The organism is Sporosarcina sp. FSL K6-3457 (genome assembly GCF_038007285.1).
Taxonomy (GTDB): domain Bacteria; phylum Bacillota; class Bacilli; order Bacillales_A; family Planococcaceae; genus Sporosarcina.
Window position 1 is genome coordinate 4,195,466 of the sequence record NZ_JBBOWX010000001.1, and the last position, 19,881, is coordinate 4,215,346.

20 protein-coding genes, 1 pseudogene and 1 riboswitch are annotated in these 19,881 nt (G+C 37.7%); of the genes and pseudogenes, 4 read left to right on the forward strand and 17 right to left on the reverse strand.

Going from position 1 to position 19,881, the window contains the following annotated elements:
- From N1I80_RS20285 to N1I80_RS20310, 6 genes are all read right to left on the reverse strand, one after another.
- Positions 1 to 1,008, reverse strand: a complete 1,008-nt coding sequence (locus tag N1I80_RS20285; protein ID WP_340739639.1) for an ABC transporter substrate-binding protein — start codon at positions 1,006 to 1,008, stop codon at positions 1 to 3.
- 22 nt (positions 1,009 to 1,030) lie between these two features.
- Complete coding sequence (locus N1I80_RS20290; protein ID WP_340739640.1) at positions 1,031 to 2,323, reverse strand: NtaA/DmoA family FMN-dependent monooxygenase; 1,293 nt, start codon at positions 2,321 to 2,323, stop codon at positions 1,031 to 1,033.
- Positions 2,324 to 2,766: 443 nt separating this feature from the next.
- Entirely contained in the window at positions 2,767 to 3,699 is a 933-nt protein-coding gene (locus tag N1I80_RS20295; protein ID WP_340739641.1) for an aldo/keto reductase, read from the reverse strand.
- A 77-nt stretch (positions 3,700 to 3,776) separates the two neighbouring features.
- The gene (locus N1I80_RS20300) at positions 3,777 to 4,520 is read right to left on the reverse strand and encodes an IclR family transcriptional regulator (RefSeq protein ID WP_340739642.1); all 744 of its coding nucleotides are present in this window, start codon (positions 4,518 to 4,520) and stop codon (positions 3,777 to 3,779) included.
- A 276-nt stretch (positions 4,521 to 4,796) separates the two neighbouring features.
- Positions 4,797 to 5,978, reverse strand: coding sequence for a spr1629 family repressor/antitoxin (locus tag N1I80_RS20305; RefSeq protein WP_340739643.1), 1,182 nt, complete (start codon positions 5,976 to 5,978; stop codon positions 4,797 to 4,799).
- A 25-nt stretch (positions 5,979 to 6,003) separates the two neighbouring features.
- Positions 6,004 to 6,768: a spr1630 family ClpXP-sensitive toxin gene (locus tag N1I80_RS20310; RefSeq protein WP_340739644.1), complete on the reverse strand. Its 765-nt coding sequence runs from the start codon at positions 6,766 to 6,768 to the stop codon at positions 6,004 to 6,006.
- Between the two features lie 347 nt (positions 6,769 to 7,115).
- Here N1I80_RS20310 and N1I80_RS20315 point away from each other — a divergent pair, with 347 nt between their 5' ends.
- Positions 7,116 to 7,508, forward strand: coding sequence for a VOC family protein (locus N1I80_RS20315; protein WP_340739645.1), 393 nt, complete (start codon positions 7,116 to 7,118; stop codon positions 7,506 to 7,508).
- 501 nt (positions 7,509 to 8,009) lie between these two features.
- On the opposite strand, the gene N1I80_RS20320 is transcribed toward N1I80_RS20315, so the two are convergent.
- The 5 genes from N1I80_RS20320 to N1I80_RS20340 form a co-directional block, all read right to left on the reverse strand.
- Entirely contained in the window at positions 8,010 to 8,432 is a 423-nt protein-coding gene (locus tag N1I80_RS20320; RefSeq protein ID WP_340739646.1) for a MarR family winged helix-turn-helix transcriptional regulator, read from the reverse strand.
- Between the two features lie 27 nt (positions 8,433 to 8,459).
- Positions 8,460 to 9,065: a flavin reductase family protein gene (locus N1I80_RS20325; RefSeq protein WP_340739647.1), complete on the reverse strand. Its 606-nt coding sequence runs from the start codon at positions 9,063 to 9,065 to the stop codon at positions 8,460 to 8,462.
- Between the two features lie 17 nt (positions 9,066 to 9,082).
- A complete protein-coding gene (locus N1I80_RS20330) occupies positions 9,083 to 10,021 on the reverse strand; it encodes a ring-cleaving dioxygenase (protein ID WP_340739648.1) in 939 nt (312 codons plus the stop codon).
- Positions 10,022 to 10,385: 364 nt separating this feature from the next.
- Positions 10,386 to 10,985, reverse strand: a complete 600-nt coding sequence (locus N1I80_RS20335) for an NADPH-dependent FMN reductase (protein WP_340739649.1) — start codon at positions 10,983 to 10,985, stop codon at positions 10,386 to 10,388.
- An 18-nt stretch (positions 10,986 to 11,003) separates the two neighbouring features.
- Positions 11,004 to 11,987, reverse strand: coding sequence for a ring-cleaving dioxygenase (locus N1I80_RS20340; protein WP_340739650.1), 984 nt, complete (start codon positions 11,985 to 11,987; stop codon positions 11,004 to 11,006).
- A gap of 444 nt (positions 11,988 to 12,431) precedes the next feature.
- Positions 12,432 to 12,609: riboswitch (Lysine riboswitch) on the forward strand.
- 186 nt (positions 12,610 to 12,795) lie between these two features.
- On the opposite strand from N1I80_RS20340, the gene dapA reads away from it, so the two are divergent.
- On the forward strand, positions 12,796 to 13,680 hold the full coding sequence (gene dapA, locus N1I80_RS20345; protein ID WP_340739651.1) for a 4-hydroxy-tetrahydrodipicolinate synthase: 885 nt from the start codon (positions 12,796 to 12,798) through the stop codon (positions 13,678 to 13,680).
- 91 nt (positions 13,681 to 13,771) lie between these two features.
- On the opposite strand, the gene N1I80_RS20350 is transcribed toward dapA, so the two are convergent.
- Entirely contained in the window at positions 13,772 to 14,062 is a 291-nt protein-coding gene (locus N1I80_RS20350; protein WP_340739652.1) for a HesB/YadR/YfhF family protein, read from the reverse strand.
- Positions 14,063 to 14,564: 502 nt separating this feature from the next.
- A pseudogene (locus tag N1I80_RS23395) lies at positions 14,565 to 14,651 on the reverse strand (hypothetical protein); the annotation flags it as partial.
- 110 nt (positions 14,652 to 14,761) lie between these two features.
- On the opposite strand from N1I80_RS23395, the gene N1I80_RS20355 reads away from it, so the two are divergent.
- Positions 14,762 to 14,896 carry a hypothetical protein gene (locus tag N1I80_RS20355; protein WP_340739653.1) on the forward strand — a complete coding sequence of 45 codons (135 nt, stop codon included), beginning with the start codon at positions 14,762 to 14,764 and terminating at the stop codon, positions 14,894 to 14,896.
- 708 nt (positions 14,897 to 15,604) lie between these two features.
- Here the strand turns inward: N1I80_RS20355 and N1I80_RS20360 are convergent.
- A complete protein-coding gene (locus N1I80_RS20360; RefSeq protein ID WP_340739654.1) occupies positions 15,605 to 15,784 on the reverse strand; it encodes a hypothetical protein in 180 nt (59 codons plus the stop codon).
- 108 nt (positions 15,785 to 15,892) lie between these two features.
- Here N1I80_RS20360 and N1I80_RS20365 point away from each other — a divergent pair, with 108 nt between their 5' ends.
- Positions 15,893 to 16,609, forward strand: coding sequence for a hypothetical protein (locus tag N1I80_RS20365; RefSeq protein WP_340739655.1), 717 nt, complete (start codon positions 15,893 to 15,895; stop codon positions 16,607 to 16,609).
- 561 nt (positions 16,610 to 17,170) lie between these two features.
- On the opposite strand, the gene N1I80_RS20370 is transcribed toward N1I80_RS20365, so the two are convergent.
- The 3 genes from N1I80_RS20370 to N1I80_RS20380 all read right to left on the reverse strand — a co-directional run bounded on the left by N1I80_RS20370 (position 17,171) and on the right by N1I80_RS20380 (position 19,813).
- Positions 17,171 to 17,746, reverse strand: coding sequence for a TetR/AcrR family transcriptional regulator (locus N1I80_RS20370; protein ID WP_340739656.1), 576 nt, complete (start codon positions 17,744 to 17,746; stop codon positions 17,171 to 17,173).
- 92 nt (positions 17,747 to 17,838) lie between these two features.
- Entirely contained in the window at positions 17,839 to 18,897 is a 1,059-nt protein-coding gene (locus tag N1I80_RS20375; RefSeq protein ID WP_340739657.1) for a C45 family peptidase, read from the reverse strand.
- A 139-nt stretch (positions 18,898 to 19,036) separates the two neighbouring features.
- Complete coding sequence (locus tag N1I80_RS20380; RefSeq protein ID WP_340739658.1) at positions 19,037 to 19,813, reverse strand: IclR family transcriptional regulator; 777 nt, start codon at positions 19,811 to 19,813, stop codon at positions 19,037 to 19,039.
- Positions 19,814 to 19,881 lie beyond the last annotated feature (68 nt).

A 19,881-nucleotide genomic window follows, 5' to 3' on the forward strand; every position in this document is an offset into this window, starting at 1 on the left:
CTATTTCTGTAATACATTTTGTTGTAATGCTGTTAAAAACTCAGTTTTACTAAAGACTGTACCTCCTTCTAGCAATGAATCGACGAGATTGATATAGACATGATCATCTTTAAAAGCAGTGATATTTTGTATGATTGGATTCTTTTTCAATACATCATAAGCTTGTTCATTCTCTTGGTTTCCACTTTGTTGAACTTGAATGAAGAGAACATCTGGATTGACTTCTGCTAATTGCTCAACTGAGATCATTTCTTGTGCTTTTGCTTTTTGGATGACTTCTGGAACTTCTAATCCAAAATCATTGTACAAAGAAGGGTTAAAGAATACATCTTGTGGATAGACGAACATCTCTCCCCCTCGAATGCGAATTGCCATTACTGTATCATCACCAAATTCTGTCACTAGTGTTTCCTTAACAGATTCAATATCATTGTCATATTGAGCTAAAAGGGCTTTCGCTTCTTCTTCCTTATCCCCTAATTGCGCCATCAGCATAAGATTGTCTTGCCAATTTGTTGAGATATGAGACACTAAAATTGTAGTCGCCACTTGTTCTAATTTTTGAACCACTTCCTCTGGGAATTTAGTCGTTCCCAAAATAACATCAGGTTGTAATTCTAAGATTTTTTCAAAGTTTGGCTGTTGTTTCTCACCGATAGATTCCGCTTTTCCCATTGCTACTTTAAAAACTTCTGGAAACTCTCCTGCAAGTGTGATGGCTCCTATTGGCTCTATATTCAATGCTGTCGCATCTTCCATTGCCTCCATTGCACCCGTAATAACAATACGCGCTGCTTTTTCCGGCACAGTATATGTTTCACCTAAATAGGTAATTTCTTTCGTCCCACTTTGTGTTTCACTCTCTGCCGCAACATCAGACTCCTGCTCCTCATTCTGCGGTGCTTCTACTTCTACTTCTACCTCTGCTTCTTTCGTTGTATCATTACATGCCGCAAGTACTAAAATCGCCATTAATCCAAATACTAATAAACCTATCCATTTTTTCATCATTCATCTTCTCCTTTAAACATTAATAATCCATTCCTAAATGTTCCCGCAATGTTGTCCCTTCGTACTCTTTTCGAAATAAGCCACGCGCTGTAAGTTGTGGAATCACTTGCTCCAAAAATAACGTTAAGGAACTGTCTGCCCCTCCAGGTACTGCAATTATTCCATCTAGTGCTTCTGCTTCGTACCAACGAACAATTTCCTCTACTACTTCTTCTACTGTTCCGACGACTACCCAATGGGCAGAGTGCATCACTTCCGGTCGATTCAAAATCGCCTCAACAGTCGGATGATTTTTTTCAATGTATTGGTAGAGCAATTCGCTATGCGTTCGACTGCGAGTTGTTGAATCAAGAGTAGGTAAAATCGCTTCAGTAATCACGTCCGTTAAAGCATATTCTCGTAAAGAAACACATAGCAATTCCTCTGCCACACGATATTTTTGTTCCATCGTAATATGGGCATGGGCTTGACGGTGCATCTCTTCAGCCTCTTCCTTTGTCCTTCCAACAAAGAAATAACAACCAGGTAAAAGGCGTATATCCTCAATCTGACGTCCTTCTGTCACCGCACGGCGCCTCAAGTCTGCTCTTAGTTCAACAGCTACTGATAATTCAGGTGTCGCTGCAAAAATAGCATCCGCAGTCGCTGCGGCAAACGCCCTTCCTTCTTCAGAAGCACCTGCTTGAAATAAAGGCGGCATCCCTTTCGGATGAGAAATGACATTTAAAGGGCCTTTCACGGTGAAGTGAGAGCCTTTATGATTCAATTCTTCTATCGAACTGTCAGAAGGCTCCCCTGTAATTTCTTCATAGGGATAACTCGTCCATAATCGCTTCACTACTTGCGTGCACTCCGCCGCTTTTTCATAACGTTCTTTCGATGTTGGGCGCTCCTCATCGGTAAAGTTCTCAAACCCTTCTATCGAGGTCACGACATTCCATCCTGCTCTTCCAGCACTCAACCATTGCAACGACTGTAATTGTCTTGCCAATAAATAAGGTGGAACAAAAGAGGTCGAGGCTGTTGTGACAAGTCCAATTTTCTTTGTACTTTGACTAATAATACTGAATAGCAACATTGGATCTGTCGCAATGCCCTTACTTCTTTTCATAAAAGTAGGATGAGCTACTACATAGTCTGCCTTAAATAAAAAATCCACTTTTGCACGCTCTGCCTGTTGGGCAATTTCAATTTGTTCTTGAATACTGCTCGCATATTCATCTTCCAACGATACCTGTTGTTCAGGAACGTCGGCTTTAAATTGGCGTCTTCCCAATGTGAGCCCAATTACTAGCGGCTTTCTTTTCTTCATTTTTTCTATTCCTTTCATTATTACTTCTATCCACTGTTATTTATCCTACGGTATACTCCTCAATTGAGAATCCATCTCAATTGAATTGTATCGAGAATGATTATCATTGTCAAATAGTATTAAGAATGATAGTCTTCTATTTATTCTTAACGACAAGGAGTAGAAGATTAATAGATCGGCTCTATTAGTAGTTAACATCGGTAAAAATAAGTAAAAAACTCCTTATCACTAGGTTTGGTAGTCCTACCCAAATTCCTAATAATAAGGAGTAATTTACGTAATCGATTTCCTTTTGTAGTGCATAACGTTCTGAATGTTTGCCAAATATGATTACCGAGTTGTCTTTTCGTAGAGGGACATGAAATGCAAATGCTTTTTGGAAAGAATATTTCATGTAGGTATTCATTAATTTTTAATTGGGAACCAACCTTGTACAGTCATCTTTATCTAAAAACACCGTCAATTTTTGCAATTTCGCTCTCTGTTAATTGAACGTCTAACGTTTTTAGATTGTTCAGCACTTGATCTGCCCGTTTAGCACCAGGAATAACGGCATCAATCGAATCACGTGTCAAATACCAAGCTAGTACAATATGTGCCACTTCAGCCTGTTTTGCATTCGCAATTTCACGAAGTTGTTCCACTTTCCCCAGATTCCTTTCAAATTCTTCACCCTGTAGATGCGGCATATTGGCACGTAAATCATTAAATTTCATATCTTTATTATATTTTCCAGCTAACAATCCTGACGCGAGCGGGAAGAATGGAATAAATGAAATATTTTGCTCAGATGTATAAGGAAGTAATTCTTTTTCAGCTGCACGCTGAAGTAAATTATATTCTCCTTGATAGACATCAACATAACCGTCTCTATTCGCTTCTTTTAACTGATCAAGCGAAAAATTCGATAAGCCAATCGCTCTGATTTTTCCTTGGTCTTTTAATTCCTTTAAAGCCCCGACAGCTTCGTATCCCGGTGTAACACCATCTGGATAATGTATATAGAATAAATCAATATAATCAGTTTGCATGCGCTTCAAGCTATCTTCTACTGCTTGTTTCAAAAAAGATGGGCTATTGTCATTTTGCATTTCCTGACCAATAAATTTCATTGACCCTTTCGTTGCAAGAATAATATCATCTCTTTTCCCGGTTTCCTTTATGGCTTCTCCAACTAATTCCTCTGATCTTCCAGGGCCATAGAGATAAGCTGTGTCGATAAAGTTTACACCATTTTCAACCGCGACTCGAACAAGCTCTTTGCCTGCTTCTTCATCTAAATCAGGATAAAGATTGTGTCCCCCCACCGCGTTAGTTCCAAGTCCAATCGGATTAATAAAAATCCCTGATTTCCCAAGCTGTGTTTGTTTCGTCATTATGATTCTCCTCATTTCATATTTAAATGATATTTATAATTAGTACTGATATGATTTTCTATGTGACGATACAATTCCTAATACCGAATGTTTAATTCCTTGGTCATTTCTTTACTGACAGCTATCACTTGATTCGTCAGCCCTCTTAGTAAGGTCTTTTTCATTCTGTCAATAGGCCCGGCAATTGCCACTGCTGCGATTACACGATCTTCATGGAATACTGGGGCAGCAATGCAACGAACCCCATTAAATCGTTCTTCGTCATCAAGAGCAAAACCTTGTTGTTTAATCACTTCCAAATGGTGTGAAAACATTTCCATATCTACAAATGTATTATCAGTGGCTTGATTAAATGAAAGCTTCGAAAATGCTTCTTGTTGTTCAGTTGGCACTACGTTCGCCAATATTACTTTACCAAGAGCACTTATATGGGATGGAGAACGATCTCCTATCTCGGGATGATGCGGTTCTTTAAAAGGAGGTTTCATCATTTGCTTCATAACCACATCAGTTCCTTCAAGCACCCCAATATACACACCCTCTGCTTCACTTACGCCCAATTGGTAAGGTGTTTGTAACACAGTCCAGTCAATAGGTTGTTCACTTCCATCCATTCGAAACTTTTCATCATTCCATGTATAATACTTGTCTTTTTTTATAATATAATTCATATCTTCAAGGGTGCTCAGCAACCGAAAAGCAGTTGTCTTATTTAGATCCAGAGCCTTTGTGATTTCTGTTAATGTTAAAAATGTTTCTTCTTGCAGTAAATCTAAGATTTGAAGTCCTTTTTTTAATGTCGAAACTTCATATTTACTCATCAAATTCACCTCGTCTCTGAAATCATCATAGATCACCTTTTCAGTGGTTACAACAACTCGACACTTTGTTTCACTATTTGAAACAAAGTTGAACCAGGCTCATAATTGTATTTTTAAAAATGCATAAAATAGTCCATTATAAAAGGGGAACATTCACCAAAAATAAACCACAAAGTGAAAAGGATTTCAAAATCCGATTGCACTTTGTGGTTTTGTTTGTTTTCTCATTTACCGCGGTAATAGAGCTAGAATTCACAACAAATACGTTTGAATGAGTTATTGTTTAAAAATCAGTTCGCTAGTCGTAAAGACTTTTTGTTCATTTTGACGATATTTATCAAAGAATTCCTTTTCTATCCCCGTTAATATCGTTAAAAATTCTATATCTACTTTTAATTCTTCCGTTAAACTAGATACAGAATAAATTCCTTTTTCAAAAAGTAGCTGTAGTATACTTTTTATCTTCATCGGGCGGCTAATTGAAATCTTGTCATCAAGTGGTTCCAGCGTTTTATAGCCCTTTTTGTTAATGGACATGAAAAAGTAACGATATTGTTGATATTCCATTAGACCCAATTTATATGCCCTCATTGCAATGGCCTGTAACGAAACTTCCCATTTTTGTTTGAGATCGATATAAGAATCCGGATTTGAAACTTTAGTGATGCCTTCACAATCTTTTCTAAATTCTTCTGGTAACAGAAATTCAGAGGCAAAACTATGTGCCTCATCTTCCAAGTCTCTATACGATTTCCTATCTTGCATGTTGAATTCAACTTTATAATGCAATAATAAATGACCTAATTCATGAGCCAAGTCAAAGTTTCTTCTAGCAGCCGATTTTTTTATCGTTCCCAATATAATATAAGGCCTATCGTCTTCTGTCCAAAGACTATAAGCATCAATGGTTTCTCCAATTTCTTTTTCAAAAATGAAGGCACCCGCCTTCTCCAATAAAAAAAGGATATTTTGGTTGGAGTTTTCGGGTAATCCGATTGTTTGGCGCGCTAAATTAGCTATGAATTTAATTTGATTTTCCCGATCAACATTTGGATTTTGTCGGAGATATTCAAGCGTCTCCTTGCGTAATTGCAACAATAAATTGGATGGATAACTTATTTTAGATTCCACTTTTTTTATAAATCCATCTAAAAAGCGAATATGCATTAATTCGCTTTGCGTTTTACTTAAGGAGTTTATTGTCTCAGAACGGTACGCTATATGCTGAAGTTGTATATTTTCAAAATCAACTTTATCCAATACATCTACACGATAAAAATACGAAGCCTTCACCTTAAAAGTCAGCTTCAATTTATTCACAACTTCTAATTTAGGGGACATATAACCATTTTCATATTGCCAAATAGCCTGTTCAGTTACACCCACTTTTTCCGCCAATCGCCCCCTACTCAAATCATTTAGAATACGGATATTGGTTAAACTTTTACCAATAAACAAGAAGGCACCTCTTTTCTATAAAAACTCAATTTTCTTGTTCTTCAACATCATCCAGTACAATACCAAATGCAGTTGCATCTAGCGCACCTTCTGCTGCAATTGTTTGTGCCAGAACTGACTTTAGTTCTTCCTCAATCTCAAATAGATGACTAGACTTTTGACCAATATATGGTGTTAACTCACTTATTAAGTATGCCTTATTATCAGCGGGATTAGGCATCCACAAACGAATTTCACCAATTTGATGATCTTCCCCTATCTGATAGGTCGCGATATAAAACCTATCAAACTGTGTATCCATACCTTGTGTATCTTCCGCATCAAGTGTCACAGGCTGGAAATCTTCTAATAGCTCTAATTGTACAGATTGATTGAAACTCTTTGCAGGAATCTCATCAAACTTAACCCCACTATTAATATCCATTAAATTCTTCATATATGAAGCTTTGCTTCCCCGCGTGCGACCTTTCGCGTCTTTCCCTTTGTCTACCTCTTCTATATTAAAGTAACGTACATTTTTCACAATAAACAACGTCTTCTCATTTTTATCCGAGAACTGTAAATATTGCCAAGTCAAACCTGCCTTTGCCAAAGTACTAGTAACACCGCTGTCCTCACAAGACAAAGCAACATAATGGTCAATATGATTTCCCTTAACCCAGGCATAAGCACCGTGCACTTTTAATTCACTAGCTTTTTGACGCCTCACATCCAAGTAATCCCTATACCCTTCAATAATTCCATCAACAATACTTTCATTTAATTTCTCAGATAAACTGTATTCTCTCATTTGACATACACCCCTATACACTTTTATGAAAGACATTTAACTTAATTAAACAAAATATGATTTGAATACATTATACTTAAAGTTTAGAGATTATGATAGAACTATTTGGGATTCGGGCATCAAAGCCGATTCTGAATTTTGCATAGTCACTACGTGGATTACAAAGGGGTTAATATTTTCTATAAAGAAAGTACCAATCATTCAAAACGACTTTTCAATCTATGGTATAGTTAATAACGAAGAATATTCTGACTAACGTTACAACCGAGTGTACCTATTAGTTTTATTACGAAGTTTAGGAACTATTAAAAAGATGCGAAAGCAGATATCAATAGGAGTGATGAACGATGATTAAAGGAATTGGTCATGTAGGATTTAGTGTAGTGGATATGGAGCGCTCATTGGATTTTTATTGCAATAAGCTTGGTCTTAAGAAAGCGTTTGAATTAAATCTACCAAATGGCGACCCGTGGATTGTATATGTCAAGGTAGCTGACGGGTGTTTCATCGAATTATTTTATGGGGGTACCGAAGAAGTTCGGGAGCGAACAAAACATATCTGTTTCGAGGTAGATAATATTCAAGAAACGGCAGATCAATTGAAGAAAAAGGGAGTCTCCTTAGAAGTAGAAATTTCCCAAGGAGTGGCTTTGAACTCCCAATTTTGGATAGTAGATCCCGACGGAAATTGGATTGAGTTTATGGAAATGCATCCTGAATCCCCTCATATGAGAAGTTAGGAAAGGAAATTCTATTGACAACCGTTGTCATTGGATTATATGGTAGCTGATCTTCATAATATTCTCTAACCGTTACGTCTCGAATAATCGCCTAAATGTCCACTACCTCGTCATGTTTAACAAGAATTGCAATGACTCTTATAATAGCTAGGTCCTAGACTTTTTTTCATAAGGAACAGGCTACTAAGCATATCCTTAGCTGAAAAGTATATGGGGGTGAAGTATATGGAGTACAAGGCCTATATGCAGCAGATCATATTGTTCGTCAGTCGGGATGAAAGACTACCCAACCTCAATTATTAGCTTGGAGAAAACTTAGCATTGGTGCTGAATGTAATAAGTTCAGCTTATAAAAACACGACTTCTCAATACTTCCGATTACATATATCGTCTACTAAAAAAAAGCCTGCCCTATACAAATAAAGGGGAGGGCTTTTCACATGCATACATCTTTTTCTCATTCATCTCGAATTTGAAATACTTTCAAACAAAAGATCATATCTACACTCTTTCACTTACTTTACCCAAAAGCTTTACCATCATTTCAGACTCATCTTCAGTTAAAGCCTCAAACATATCATTAACCAAATCTTGATGGGGAGGCATGATTTTCTCCATTAAGCGAGTCCCATCTTCCGTTAATAGCACATGGGTGACTCGTCGATCATTCGGACATCCATTCCGATTTAATAATCCTTTATGTTCTAATTTATCGATTACATAAGTCATAGAGCCACTAGAAATGAGTATGCTATTACCAATCTGCTGAACAGTTTGTTTCCCCTGTAGATGAAGCACCTCTAGTACAGAAAACTCCGTTATGTTTAGCTTATTGGTAAGCATTTCTCTCTTAATTCGCTCCTGAATTGCTTTGGTTGTTTTCATTAGCATCAAATAAGGTTGATTTTCACATTTTCCATTCATTTAATCACCTCGCAAGAAACTATTTCACTACTTCGGTCTTTCGATAGAAAATATATCACCAATCTTTGCGTAATTGGCACCTGCCAAGCGACTAACCGCATTTAAACCTCTAGGGTCAATTCGTCCATCTTCATAAATTGCTTCATCCACATGAAACCGAACAACCTCTCCAATAAACAAATCACTACCTGGTCCATCTCCACCGAAAGGAATGGATTGTACTAGTCTGCATTCCATCCGAACTTTCGCTTCCCTGACTCCTGGTACAGTTACGTTTTCACTTTGTACAAGTGTTAGATTCGCCAATTCGATTTCACTTTCAGTTGCAGGTAATGAGGCTGCGGTTTTATTGATTTTCACCACATTTTCATCATCTACAATATGCACAACGAATTCACGACTACTATAAATATTTCTTGCAGTATCTTTCAATTCCCCACTTGGTCTTTGGATAGCTAAAGAAACCATCGGCGGGTTGGATGAAACTATATTAAAATAGCTAAAGGGCGCACCATTAACGATGCCATCCTCAGATTGTGTAGTCACAAAAGCAATAGGTCTAGGAATGATAGAACCAATGAGAATTTTATAATTATCCCGCTCACTATTTTTTTGAGGATCGATTGAAATCAATTTCTTCAGCCCCTTATTTAATCGATTAGGCGCACTTGAATTGGAATAAGCGAATTAATCAATTGCTCTCGACGCTGTTCATATTGTTCAGGTAACATCAACTGTGTCCCCATTGTTTCAGGTGTTTCATCATGTGCAAATCCTGGTGGGTCTGTTGCAATTTCAAATAGTATTTCGCCTGATTCACGGAAATACAGCGCATTGAAATAATTACGATCCTTCACTTCAGTTACATATTGGTCATGATTACCGGCATGTTGTTGCCATTCAAGAAGATCTGCATCATCTTTTGCACGCCATGCAATATGGTGAACTGTCCCAACACCCATTGAACCACGAACACCTGTGACCATTTTCAAGTCTATAATATTACCAATATCGGCTGGAGCTTGATAGCGTGTATAATCACCTTCCGTTCCAACCAATTCAAGGCCCATTACATTCGTTAATGTTTCAGCCGTTTCTTCCGGTTTGCTTGAGTACAGCGTTGCACCGCCGAACCCTTTAATGGCGACTTCTGGTGTTACTCCGCCAAATGTCCAGTTATTTTGTTCACCTTCTGCACGTGCAACAAGTTCTACATGCAAGCCATGTGGATCATCAAATTGAATAACTTGTTCTCCAAAACGCTCTGCTTTTTTAAATGGAATCGCAAATGTAGTTAGACGGTTTTCCCAAAAATCTAAAGATCCTACTGGTACTACATACGTTGTCACGCCAACTTGTCCGTCTCCAATTTGTCCTTGATAGGCATCTGCCCAAGGGAAAAATGTAATAATTGTTCCCGGCTTTCCTCCCCCATCGCCAAAATAGAGATGGTAAGTGCCAGGATCATCAAAGTTCACGGTTTGCTTAACTAAACGTAAGCCCAATACTCCCGCATAAAAATCAATATTTTCCTGTGGATGACCGACAATGGCTGTAATATGGTGAATACCCGCTGTTTGTTTTTTCATTATTATTTCCTCCTCTTTCTGATATAAATTCTGAGCAAAACCTTCAATCTACTTAATAGAGTTTTGCTCAGAATTTATTTATTAATGTCACAAAATGTGCTTATGCACATTTTGTGATTTGAAGAGATTTACATACAATCAATTACGCCTTGGCGTAATTGCGTCCAGATTTTGAATTGCGCTTGGGGTCTACAGGATGTAGGTCATGCAGTCGTTGCGAATCGAACAGCGTAGGGTTCGATTTGCCTATCAGGACGTCGCGAACTTAGGCTGCCCTCCTTAACTCCCTTTAAAATCTGTGACATCCGCCGGAGGCTTAACTTAGATTAGCAGGGGGTGAGCCCCTGCTAATCTAAGTTGAAAATTATTTACGTACTGTATTCAATGCAGTTGTCCAAGGAATAACTTGGTCTAACATCTGGTTTACTGAATCTGCTTGTACAGCAGCTGGTTTGAAGTCTGTACCATTTTCAAAGTCTGTAAATAATGATAATGCCGGATGTACACGAACATGCGCTACAGATAATTCACTTAAAATACCACGTAGATGTTCCGTTGCACGAGCTCCACCTACTGAACCGTATGATACGATACCTGCTGCTTTGTTATTCCATTCCTCACGTAAGTAATCTAACGCATTTTTCAGCGAAGCTGAGATCGAGTGATTATATTCTTGAGCGATGAATACGAAGCCGTCTTGTTTTGCAATGATTTCTGACCACGCTGCTGCACCCGATGCGTCGCCGCCTGCTTCACCTAAAAGTGGTAATTTATAATCTGCGATATCGATAATCGTGTAATTTGCATCTCCACGTTTATCTGCTAATTCTTTTACCCATGCCCCTACTTGTGGACTTACGCGTCCCTCACGTGTTGATCCTAAAATAATACCTATATTTGATTTTGTCATTGATTTTTCCTCCTCTTGTTGTTGCGTTCCAAATAATTTACTGAAAAAGCCCATTTCCTCTATTTCACCTCCTTATAAGTACTCTTTTTCTATTTTAAGCGTGCTACGCACTGTGTCGATCGGCCTCACCATTGCCTCAATTTGCTCTCGTTTTCCTTCAAGGAATGGCGGTAAGGATAAGATTTCACCTACTGTTTCATAAGGTTCATCCCCCATAAAGCCTGGACCATCTGTTGCCCATTCAAAAAGGATGCCTTGTGCTACGCGCGCATATAATGATTCGAAAAAGAAACGATCCACATAGCCCGAAGTACCAAAACCGAATTGTTCCAGACGCTCAATCCATTCATATAATACTTTTGTATCTTCCACACGGAAAGCCGCGTGATGCACTGTACCGAAACCTTGTCGACCAGCTGGTAAAGTCGTATTATGCTCCACAATTACTTGCGCACCATTTCCACCTTCACCAACTTCAAATAAATGCAGGAAGCCCTCTTGTGCAATCTCACGCATTAACATTACTTTTTCCAATACTTCCTTCAAATAATCAAATTGTTCGATGCGAATATGAATGGGTCCTAAACCTGTAATCGCAAATTCCAAAGGTACTGGACCATTCTGCCAAGGTGTACCTGATGCAACACCCTTGTTCAATTCATCAGACACTAACATATATTGTTGGTCATCAAAGTCCACAAAGGAAATAGTTTTCTTCCCAAACACTTCTTCAATACCATTATTCCCCACTTTATATTTATCAAAGCGTTTTACCCAGTATTCAAGTGCAGCATCTGTCGGTACACGGAAAGCTGTTTTATAAATCTCATTTGTTCCATGCGTACCTTTTGGAATACCTGGGAAATCAAAAAAAGTCATATCCGTACCGGCAGAGCCTTTATCATCTGCGAAGAATAAATGATACGTTTGAATGTCATCTTGATTAACTGTTTTCTTCACAAGACGCATTCCTAATACATACGTGAAAAATTCATAGTTTTTCTCTGCACTACTTGTAATCGCTGTTACATGGTGCATTCCTTTTAAGTGGTTCATTACGTTTCCTCCTATGATTATTTTGAATTTAAATACCTTGAATCCAAGGTAAATTAATTCAAAAAAAATTTACTATCCTTATAGCAACCCTTTTTGGAGTTATTTCTAATCGTATTACTCTTCTTTCATTACATGAAGTTTAAATATCTCGAATTCAATTATCTTGAATTCAAACTAAATTTACCATAGACCCACTGTAACTGTCAACACTTTAGTGATAAATAGTTAGTTTTTGTAGACAATCCTTGCTATGAAAGCAGTGATGACGGACACTCCGAGCTTAAATAGATTTCCCTAGCGATTTTCCGATATCGATGTAGTAAGCTGTGTCCATGAGGCGTTGAATGAGAATTTATGATGCTGCTCTTTTACTTTCAACTTGCAATTATACCGAATACCGTGTAAGGTAGTAATAATTTAATATTACTTATTTCGAAACTTTGAAGTAAGGATAGAGGCGCAAAAACCATTAGTAGACAATCTGAGGAGTATGAGATCCGGTGACGATTGTAGAAAGGGGGATTTGCCGAAGTGGAGAGACACTCATTATCTCGAAGCTGGTTCTGCGTTGAATAAGTGCAGGATTGTCATATAGGAAACTATATGGAGGGCTATCTTATGCAAAGAAATAATCCATTATTTCACTGCAACAACGAGCCCTCGTTGTTGCTTTTTTGCGTCAATTTATCTGGGTTCAGATAAAGCCTATGGCGGATGTCACGCAATTACGCCCAGGCATCATTGACAATTGCCCTCCACCCTCTATTTTATTTTTTATACTAAAAAAATGAATAGGATGTGGAGAATGATGAATTTCGGACAGGTTGTAACGGCTATGGTAACTCCTTTTAATGAGCATGGGGACATTGATTTTGAAGCAACGAGAAATTTGATTGAGTATTTAATTGCCAATGGGTCGGATAGTTTAGTTGTGTCAGGCACGACTGGAGAGTCTCCGACGTTAACCACGAAAGAGAAAATAGCGCTATTCAAATTTACAGTGGAAGTTGTAGATGGCAGAGTACCCGTAATTGCAGGAACAGGTTCGAACAGCACGAGGGAATCGATTGAACTGACAATATCAGCAGAAGATGTTGGTGTCAATGCAATTATGCTCGTTGCCCCCTACTATAACAAGCCATGCCAGGAAGGATTGTTTCAACACTTCCAAACGATTGCAGCGGCGACTTCTTTACCAATTATGTTATACAATGTGCCAGGGCGAACAGTCGTCAACATCGACGTCGATACAGTCATCCGCCTGGCAGCCATCCAAAATATCGTTGCGATTAAAGAAGCGAGCGGTAATTTGGATGCAATGGCTGAAATCATCGAGCAAACACCAACAGAATTTTCCTTGTATAGCGGCGATGATGGCCTAACTATCCCCGTATTAGCAATTGGTGGGGCCGGCGTTGTTTCTGTATCGTCTCATATTGTAGGGAATGAAATGCAGGCGATGATTAAAAACTTCAAAATGGGCAATGTCAAAGAGGCGGCTACAGACCATCGTAAACTGTTGCCGATTATGAAAGCTCTTTTTGCCGCCCCAAATCCATCACCAGTAAAAGCAGCATTGAATCTAAAAGGAATTCCCGTCGGCGGCGTTCGTTTGCCGATGATTCCATTGAATGATGAACAGCTCCATTCATTACAACGTACGTTAGCTATTTGTGATGGAGTGAGTGTTTGACGAATGGAATATTGTTGATAGAAAAGTACCCATCACTTCAATGATGGGTATTTTTGTATAGAAGTACTCGAATTGCATGAGTAACCCACTATTACTTTTCCTGAAAAACAAACTCCAACTCATCGTTTTCTACAATAACTTTCATATCAAACTCCTTCAAAAACCAGGAATTATCCTCGTTAAAGTAAAAAGTAATTCCTTCAACCTCAGCTTTTTCACCAATATTTCCTTGATTCCCAACAGACATGCCTAAAGAATAGTTCGGATGGGCAGTCGGAATACCGCCGTAAATTTGAATGTAATATTGGACATAAGCACCTGGTTCCAAATCCATTTCACGTTTATACCATTCAGCTGCTTCCTTACTTACCTCTAAAGTCATCTTCCCACTATCCTCTCTCCACTTTTATTTTCACTCCTACTTTGGAGTCTACACATCATGCGGTACGTCTGCAACAATGACGGAATCTCAGCATACTTAGCCCTTACACGCCTGTTGATTAACCGTTTACTTGAATAAATCGCAGGTAAATAAAAGCTTAAAAATCACTTTTTTCACTAAGTCGTTTCCGGTTCGCTCTCGGCTAACTATTCACGACATCAAATATCACGGCAATTGTATAGAAGTCGTTCAATCCAAAGCGAGACAAAAAGAAAACTTTACACAGAGTACCTAGTGTTTGATTAAGTTATTTTTTGGTTAATCAACAGACGTGCCTTTATTTCTTACTTTTCATACGGAACGCCAACAGAAGACCTAACACTCCTAATATAGCTGCAAGCATAAACGAGTTTTGAATGCCCTCCATCGCTACTTGTTTAGGCTCTTGAAGGGATGTGTTTAAAGATGCATAACTCATCATAGAAATAAGCGTTGCAGTTCAAATCGATCTACCCACCATTCGAATTGTATTATTCATGGCCGTACCATGGGGAATAAGATGAGACGGCAGCGCATTAATGCCAACCGTCATTTATTAATATCCCGTTCGTTAACATAAATGCCGTTATCGGATTTCCACAAAGTCATTGAAAAATACAGTGCTTAGAAATCACCGAAAAAACAGTCGTTTAAGGGTTAATGATAAAAAACGCTAAAATGATGCTAGGCGTTATTGAAGGAAATAAGAATAAAATCGTGTTTTCTAAAGAGGAATTAGACGATTTGATAAATCGGGTTGCAGATGAAGCAGTTGAACGAGCAGCCGAGCATTAAACTAAGAAGTTTCTAGATGTCATTGAGTAGCAAGATAGAAAGTTGTTCCATGGCCTAACCGAAACGACGGGACAAAAACAACTGGAGATCGCTGCGGCAATCGAAGAAGAAAAGACAAGTCTTTTCGCTCGTTTTTTTAAATAAATAAAAAAATTATAATATGGAACATTAATAATTTTCCCTCGTCTACGTTTTAGAGACAAAAAGGAGCGGAAATAACGCGAAAAATTTCCTCTAATTAACACATATATTGAAACCAGCTTATCAAATTCAATTACAAATTTTAACTTTATAACACGAAGAGATTGTACGAATACTTGATGAAAATGAAAGTGTAAAAGATATTAGCACAAGAACAGGTGTTACACGTACAACAATTTACAATATAATTATTTGAAGATAATTATATTATTCAGTTGTAACTGGAAATAAGAAAAGGTTACCGCACCAAGATTATTCACTCTATTCTGCCAACCGTTGTATTTTTGGTTATTCAGCACATCGACATTCAAGTGGGGGCACTCATAATGAGGCCGCTGAAAAACCAATTTCGTGAATAGTCAGACACCCCTAGAGCAGTGTTTCTAATCAAAATTTGGCTTATAGTCCCCACAAACATTCCCGGAAACGATGGAATTTTGGGATTCCGTTTTTACTTTTTGAAAATAAAGGACTTTTTCAGCGGCCTCCTCATAATCAATGTCCATTTTATTTTTTATTGGAATTCCGATATCTTTGAAAAAAAAATATTGAACCTACTAAAATCAAAATACCACAAAATTTAAAAATAAACTTAGTTTGAAAAGTTGCATTATCATTTCCAATAGCTAATAAGGTAGCTCCTATAATTATCCCAATAATACTTATTAATAAATTAATAAAGTTCATCTACTGAACAACCTCCTAAAAAATAATTTTAACCTAAAAGGTACCACTTCACCCATGAACTATGATACCATATTACTTGTAATATACAAAAAAGGAGGAAAATTTAATATGAAGAAAATTTTGTTGATTTTTAGTACTGCGATATTATTTTTAATGGCTCCAACGTATTCGTACGCAACAAACGGTTCTGCACTTCAATTTAATGGGAGTGAGGATTCTCATACTTTTGAAGTTGACGGGGAAACTTATACTTTAACTTTAGTTACTAACAATGATGTACAAACTGCCTTTCTTGAGAGTGAGGATGGTGTAGAAACTATTTCTTATGACTCTCGAAAAGATGAAATTCGTATTAATGATGAACTATTAGATGAAGCAGCTCTAGAAGAAATAAAAGGTATTTCGAATGAATTAAGTCAAAATCTAGGTCTAATTGGAAGTGAGATTGTAGATTCAAAAATTAGTGCATTAGCTGATGACGGCTATTACTGGAGACACGTGAATACTTTCAAAGATTCTTTTAATGTAACAGTGTTCTCGGTAGTGATTGTAACAGCGATAATCTTAGCATTACCAACTGGTACTGGAATTGTATTTGGTATAATGTTTGGTGCCAAGGCTGTATCTACATTGGTTTCTGCTATTGTTTATTCTTCAAGTGACGACAATCAAAAAGTTTATTACTACACAATTGATACCTACTTTAGTAATTATGGTGGTTTTTGGAATAACAAGTTTGTTGTATCTACTTACACAAATTCAAGTAGAACAAAGTTGCTTGATACTTTTGAACATACAACAAGATATGGGAAAAATTACAACTAACTTTATGTGAAAGTAAAAAAACCTCTACTGATTTCTCTGGAGGCCGCTGAAAAACCAAATTCGCGAATAGTCAGACACCCCTAGAGCAGTTTTTCTAATCAAAATTCGGCTTATAGTCCCCACAAACGTTCCCGGAAACGATGGAATTTTGGGATTCCGTTTTTACTTTTTGAAAATAAGGAACTTTTTCAGCGGCCTCATTTCTCTGTGGGAGGATTTCACTTTTACTGAAAAATCTAAGTCGGCTCAATAATCTTCTTGATTATTGATTACGATGAAAAAAGTAATGATGATAATCGCTAGGTTTAGGATGTATATATAATTAAGTAATGTGGAAGTGTATATTCAGTTCATCCTTCGTAGACATAACATATATTATCAGCCATTGAGCTTGACTCGCATTAATGTGAAAATCCTTCATGATAGGCGGAATAGCTATGTTGATTAACGTTTGATTCAGAAGGGTAACAAAAGATGCTGCCAATAAAATTCCAACAATAATATTTCGATTAAATGACTGTTTTTCGACTATCATTTATTTTAAACTCCTATCCATTACACTTATTTTTGTAGTGCTTCACAAAATAACCGGATGGTATGGGTGAAAAAAGGCTCCTCCCATTCATGTAGAAAATGATTTTTCCATAAAGCAGTGGATGAAAAATATCCATATAAAGTTGTTAAAAAAATCTTTGCCTGTGCGTCTACATTCGTCTCCTTCATTCGGTTTCTTTCTTGTATAGAAGTAAAATAAGCGATGATTAAACCTTTAAGTTTCATCGTATTCTTAGCAATGACTTGGTGTAACTCTGGAAAATCGCTTCTTTCCTGAATAGCAATTAAAAAAATGGATTTATTTCTATTCATCGAATCGAGGTAAGACTTTGCTATTAACGTCAAATCCGCTTCTTGATCCCAAACAATTTGCTTCGCAAAGATTTCTTCAAAGCTTGGAATGTAAGAAAACTTTTCTACAGCCGATTCAAAAACACCCATTTTCGTTTTAAAATGCCGAAAGACCGTCATTTCACTCACTTCAGCATGCTGCGCAATTTCCTTTACAGAAACCGCTTGAAAGCCTTTATCTTGCATCAATGCTAATGCTGCCTGAAGTATTTTATCTGATGTATTTTTCATCCTAATTCCTCCAATACGATTTCAGTTCTTTCATGTTAGTTAGCCATAACTAACATCGATGTCAAAAAAAATAGCTAGTAGTATCGCATAGCTTATTCGTCGCCACTCCTAGCCATATTGACAAAAGGTGTATGGTAATTCAGTACGCCCTTGATTTTTTTAACATGTATTCTTTCCCCTGCTAAATAATGATTAAAATCAAAGATTACCGGCAGTCGATTGCCACCAATTGCAAACAAAGCCTTCCTGTCCCTCGGCATATAAGCAGCTGTGTGTATTGTTCCCGCAGAAGCATCATATTTACTGGAAAAAATCGCTTTCTCTTTATCGTTCAATAATTGATATGCCCTATACATATCTAAATCATCGCTACGTTGGCTTTCCAATTCTTTTTGCCTTCTTATCGAGTCATCCATACGATAGCGATTTTCTTCCGTTAATACTTCAAAATGATTCGTACTACTATTCGACTTCCTCACTTCCACCTTTCTCGGCGAAGCTTCTACAACAAATGTTTCACCAGTCGGATCTATCAAAACATAACTAAATGACGTTCGGTGAGGAATTTCCTTCAACAAGATGATCGCTTCCTCTACATTCGCACAAGTTTCTAAAATAATTCGGCCAATCATATTACAGACGAATCCATCATCTGAACCCCGTCGGTTAATGAAATTATAGCCCATGGCAAGCCCTTTTTCATTCATGCCATCGGTACGTCCTGTTATTTGCATGGAAGGACCAATCGTCGCATATCCCGCATCTGTTGGCTGATAAATAACATATCGTCCTTCATAGTAACCTGGATGGCTATCATAATTTCGGATGATAAAGTCAGAGCCTGTTAAAATCGAGCAACCACTCTTCTCATACTCCACATAATAACCACCAAATTCTCTTAGCGCGTCCTCCATCGTCCAGTTCAGCGCATCAGCTAGTCCTTGTAGCTCATCCAACATACTCGGAAGAAATTTAGAGAATAGTTGAATCGCTTCTTGTGCATTTATCGTAAAATGACGTTTTCTCTTTGCGGCCCATTGTTTTTCACGGTTAAATAAAATAAGAGAATCCTTTAACAACTCCCCTTGCATATAACCAAAATCATAGTGATTTCCTTTAAACTGAATGACATCGCTATAGACATGATTCATATATGTTATCCCCTCGTTAGATTATAGGATGGATCAACAGCACTTTACCATGCAAGTGAATAAAGGTTCAAACAAACAACCTTGGAACAAAGATATGTATCCTGATAAATGGCACCAGAATCCCAACAGTGTTCCCCCTTCATTGTATACTCGCAAAGTGCTGGTTGATTGTTTGACAGGTATCAAGGAGAGCAGCCGCAAGCTTCTCTTCATTGCCATAAAAACGAGTAGATGGAATTGGGATTGAGACAGCATGTAGATTTTCCATACTATCAAAAACAACTGCGCCTACCGCACAAATCCCTTGAATATGCTCTTCCCTTGCAAAAGCAATCCCACCTTCGCAGACTCCTTCTAATTCCTTTAATAGTTCATCACGACTCGTAATCGTTTGATCATTATACGGTTTTAGTTGCTCCGGTAACAGCCTCTCAATCTCAGCTACAGGCAATGATGCGAGTATAGCCTTTCCGTTTGCCGTACAATGTAATGGAAAAGATGCACCCGGTTGGGAAGTTGCCTGCAATGGATGCGGAGCAACAATTTGATCCACAAAAAGGACTTTTCCGTTATCTAATACTGAAAGGTCAACCGTTTCATTCACTACATTAGATAGATGGATTAAAAACGGTCTAATTTCTTCTCTTACATCATTATGGACAGCAGCGGCAAGCAGCGTAATCTCAGGTCCGAGACGAATACCACCGTTAGCAGAAGCAGCAACGACAAACCTTTCCTGCTCTAATGTAGTCACAATTCTTTGAACCGTCGATCTAGCTAGATCCACTTCTTTGGCAATTTCCGACAGGCTTAATCCTTTTGGATGATCTCTAAGAGTCCTCAATATTTTAGCCGCACGAGAGATAACTTGAACGTTCGATGTTTTATGTTGATCCTGTTTACCGTTAGTCATCATATAATAACTTCCTCTTCCTTTACATATACTAATTTTATTATATCTAACAAATTGTACAATGAATTATT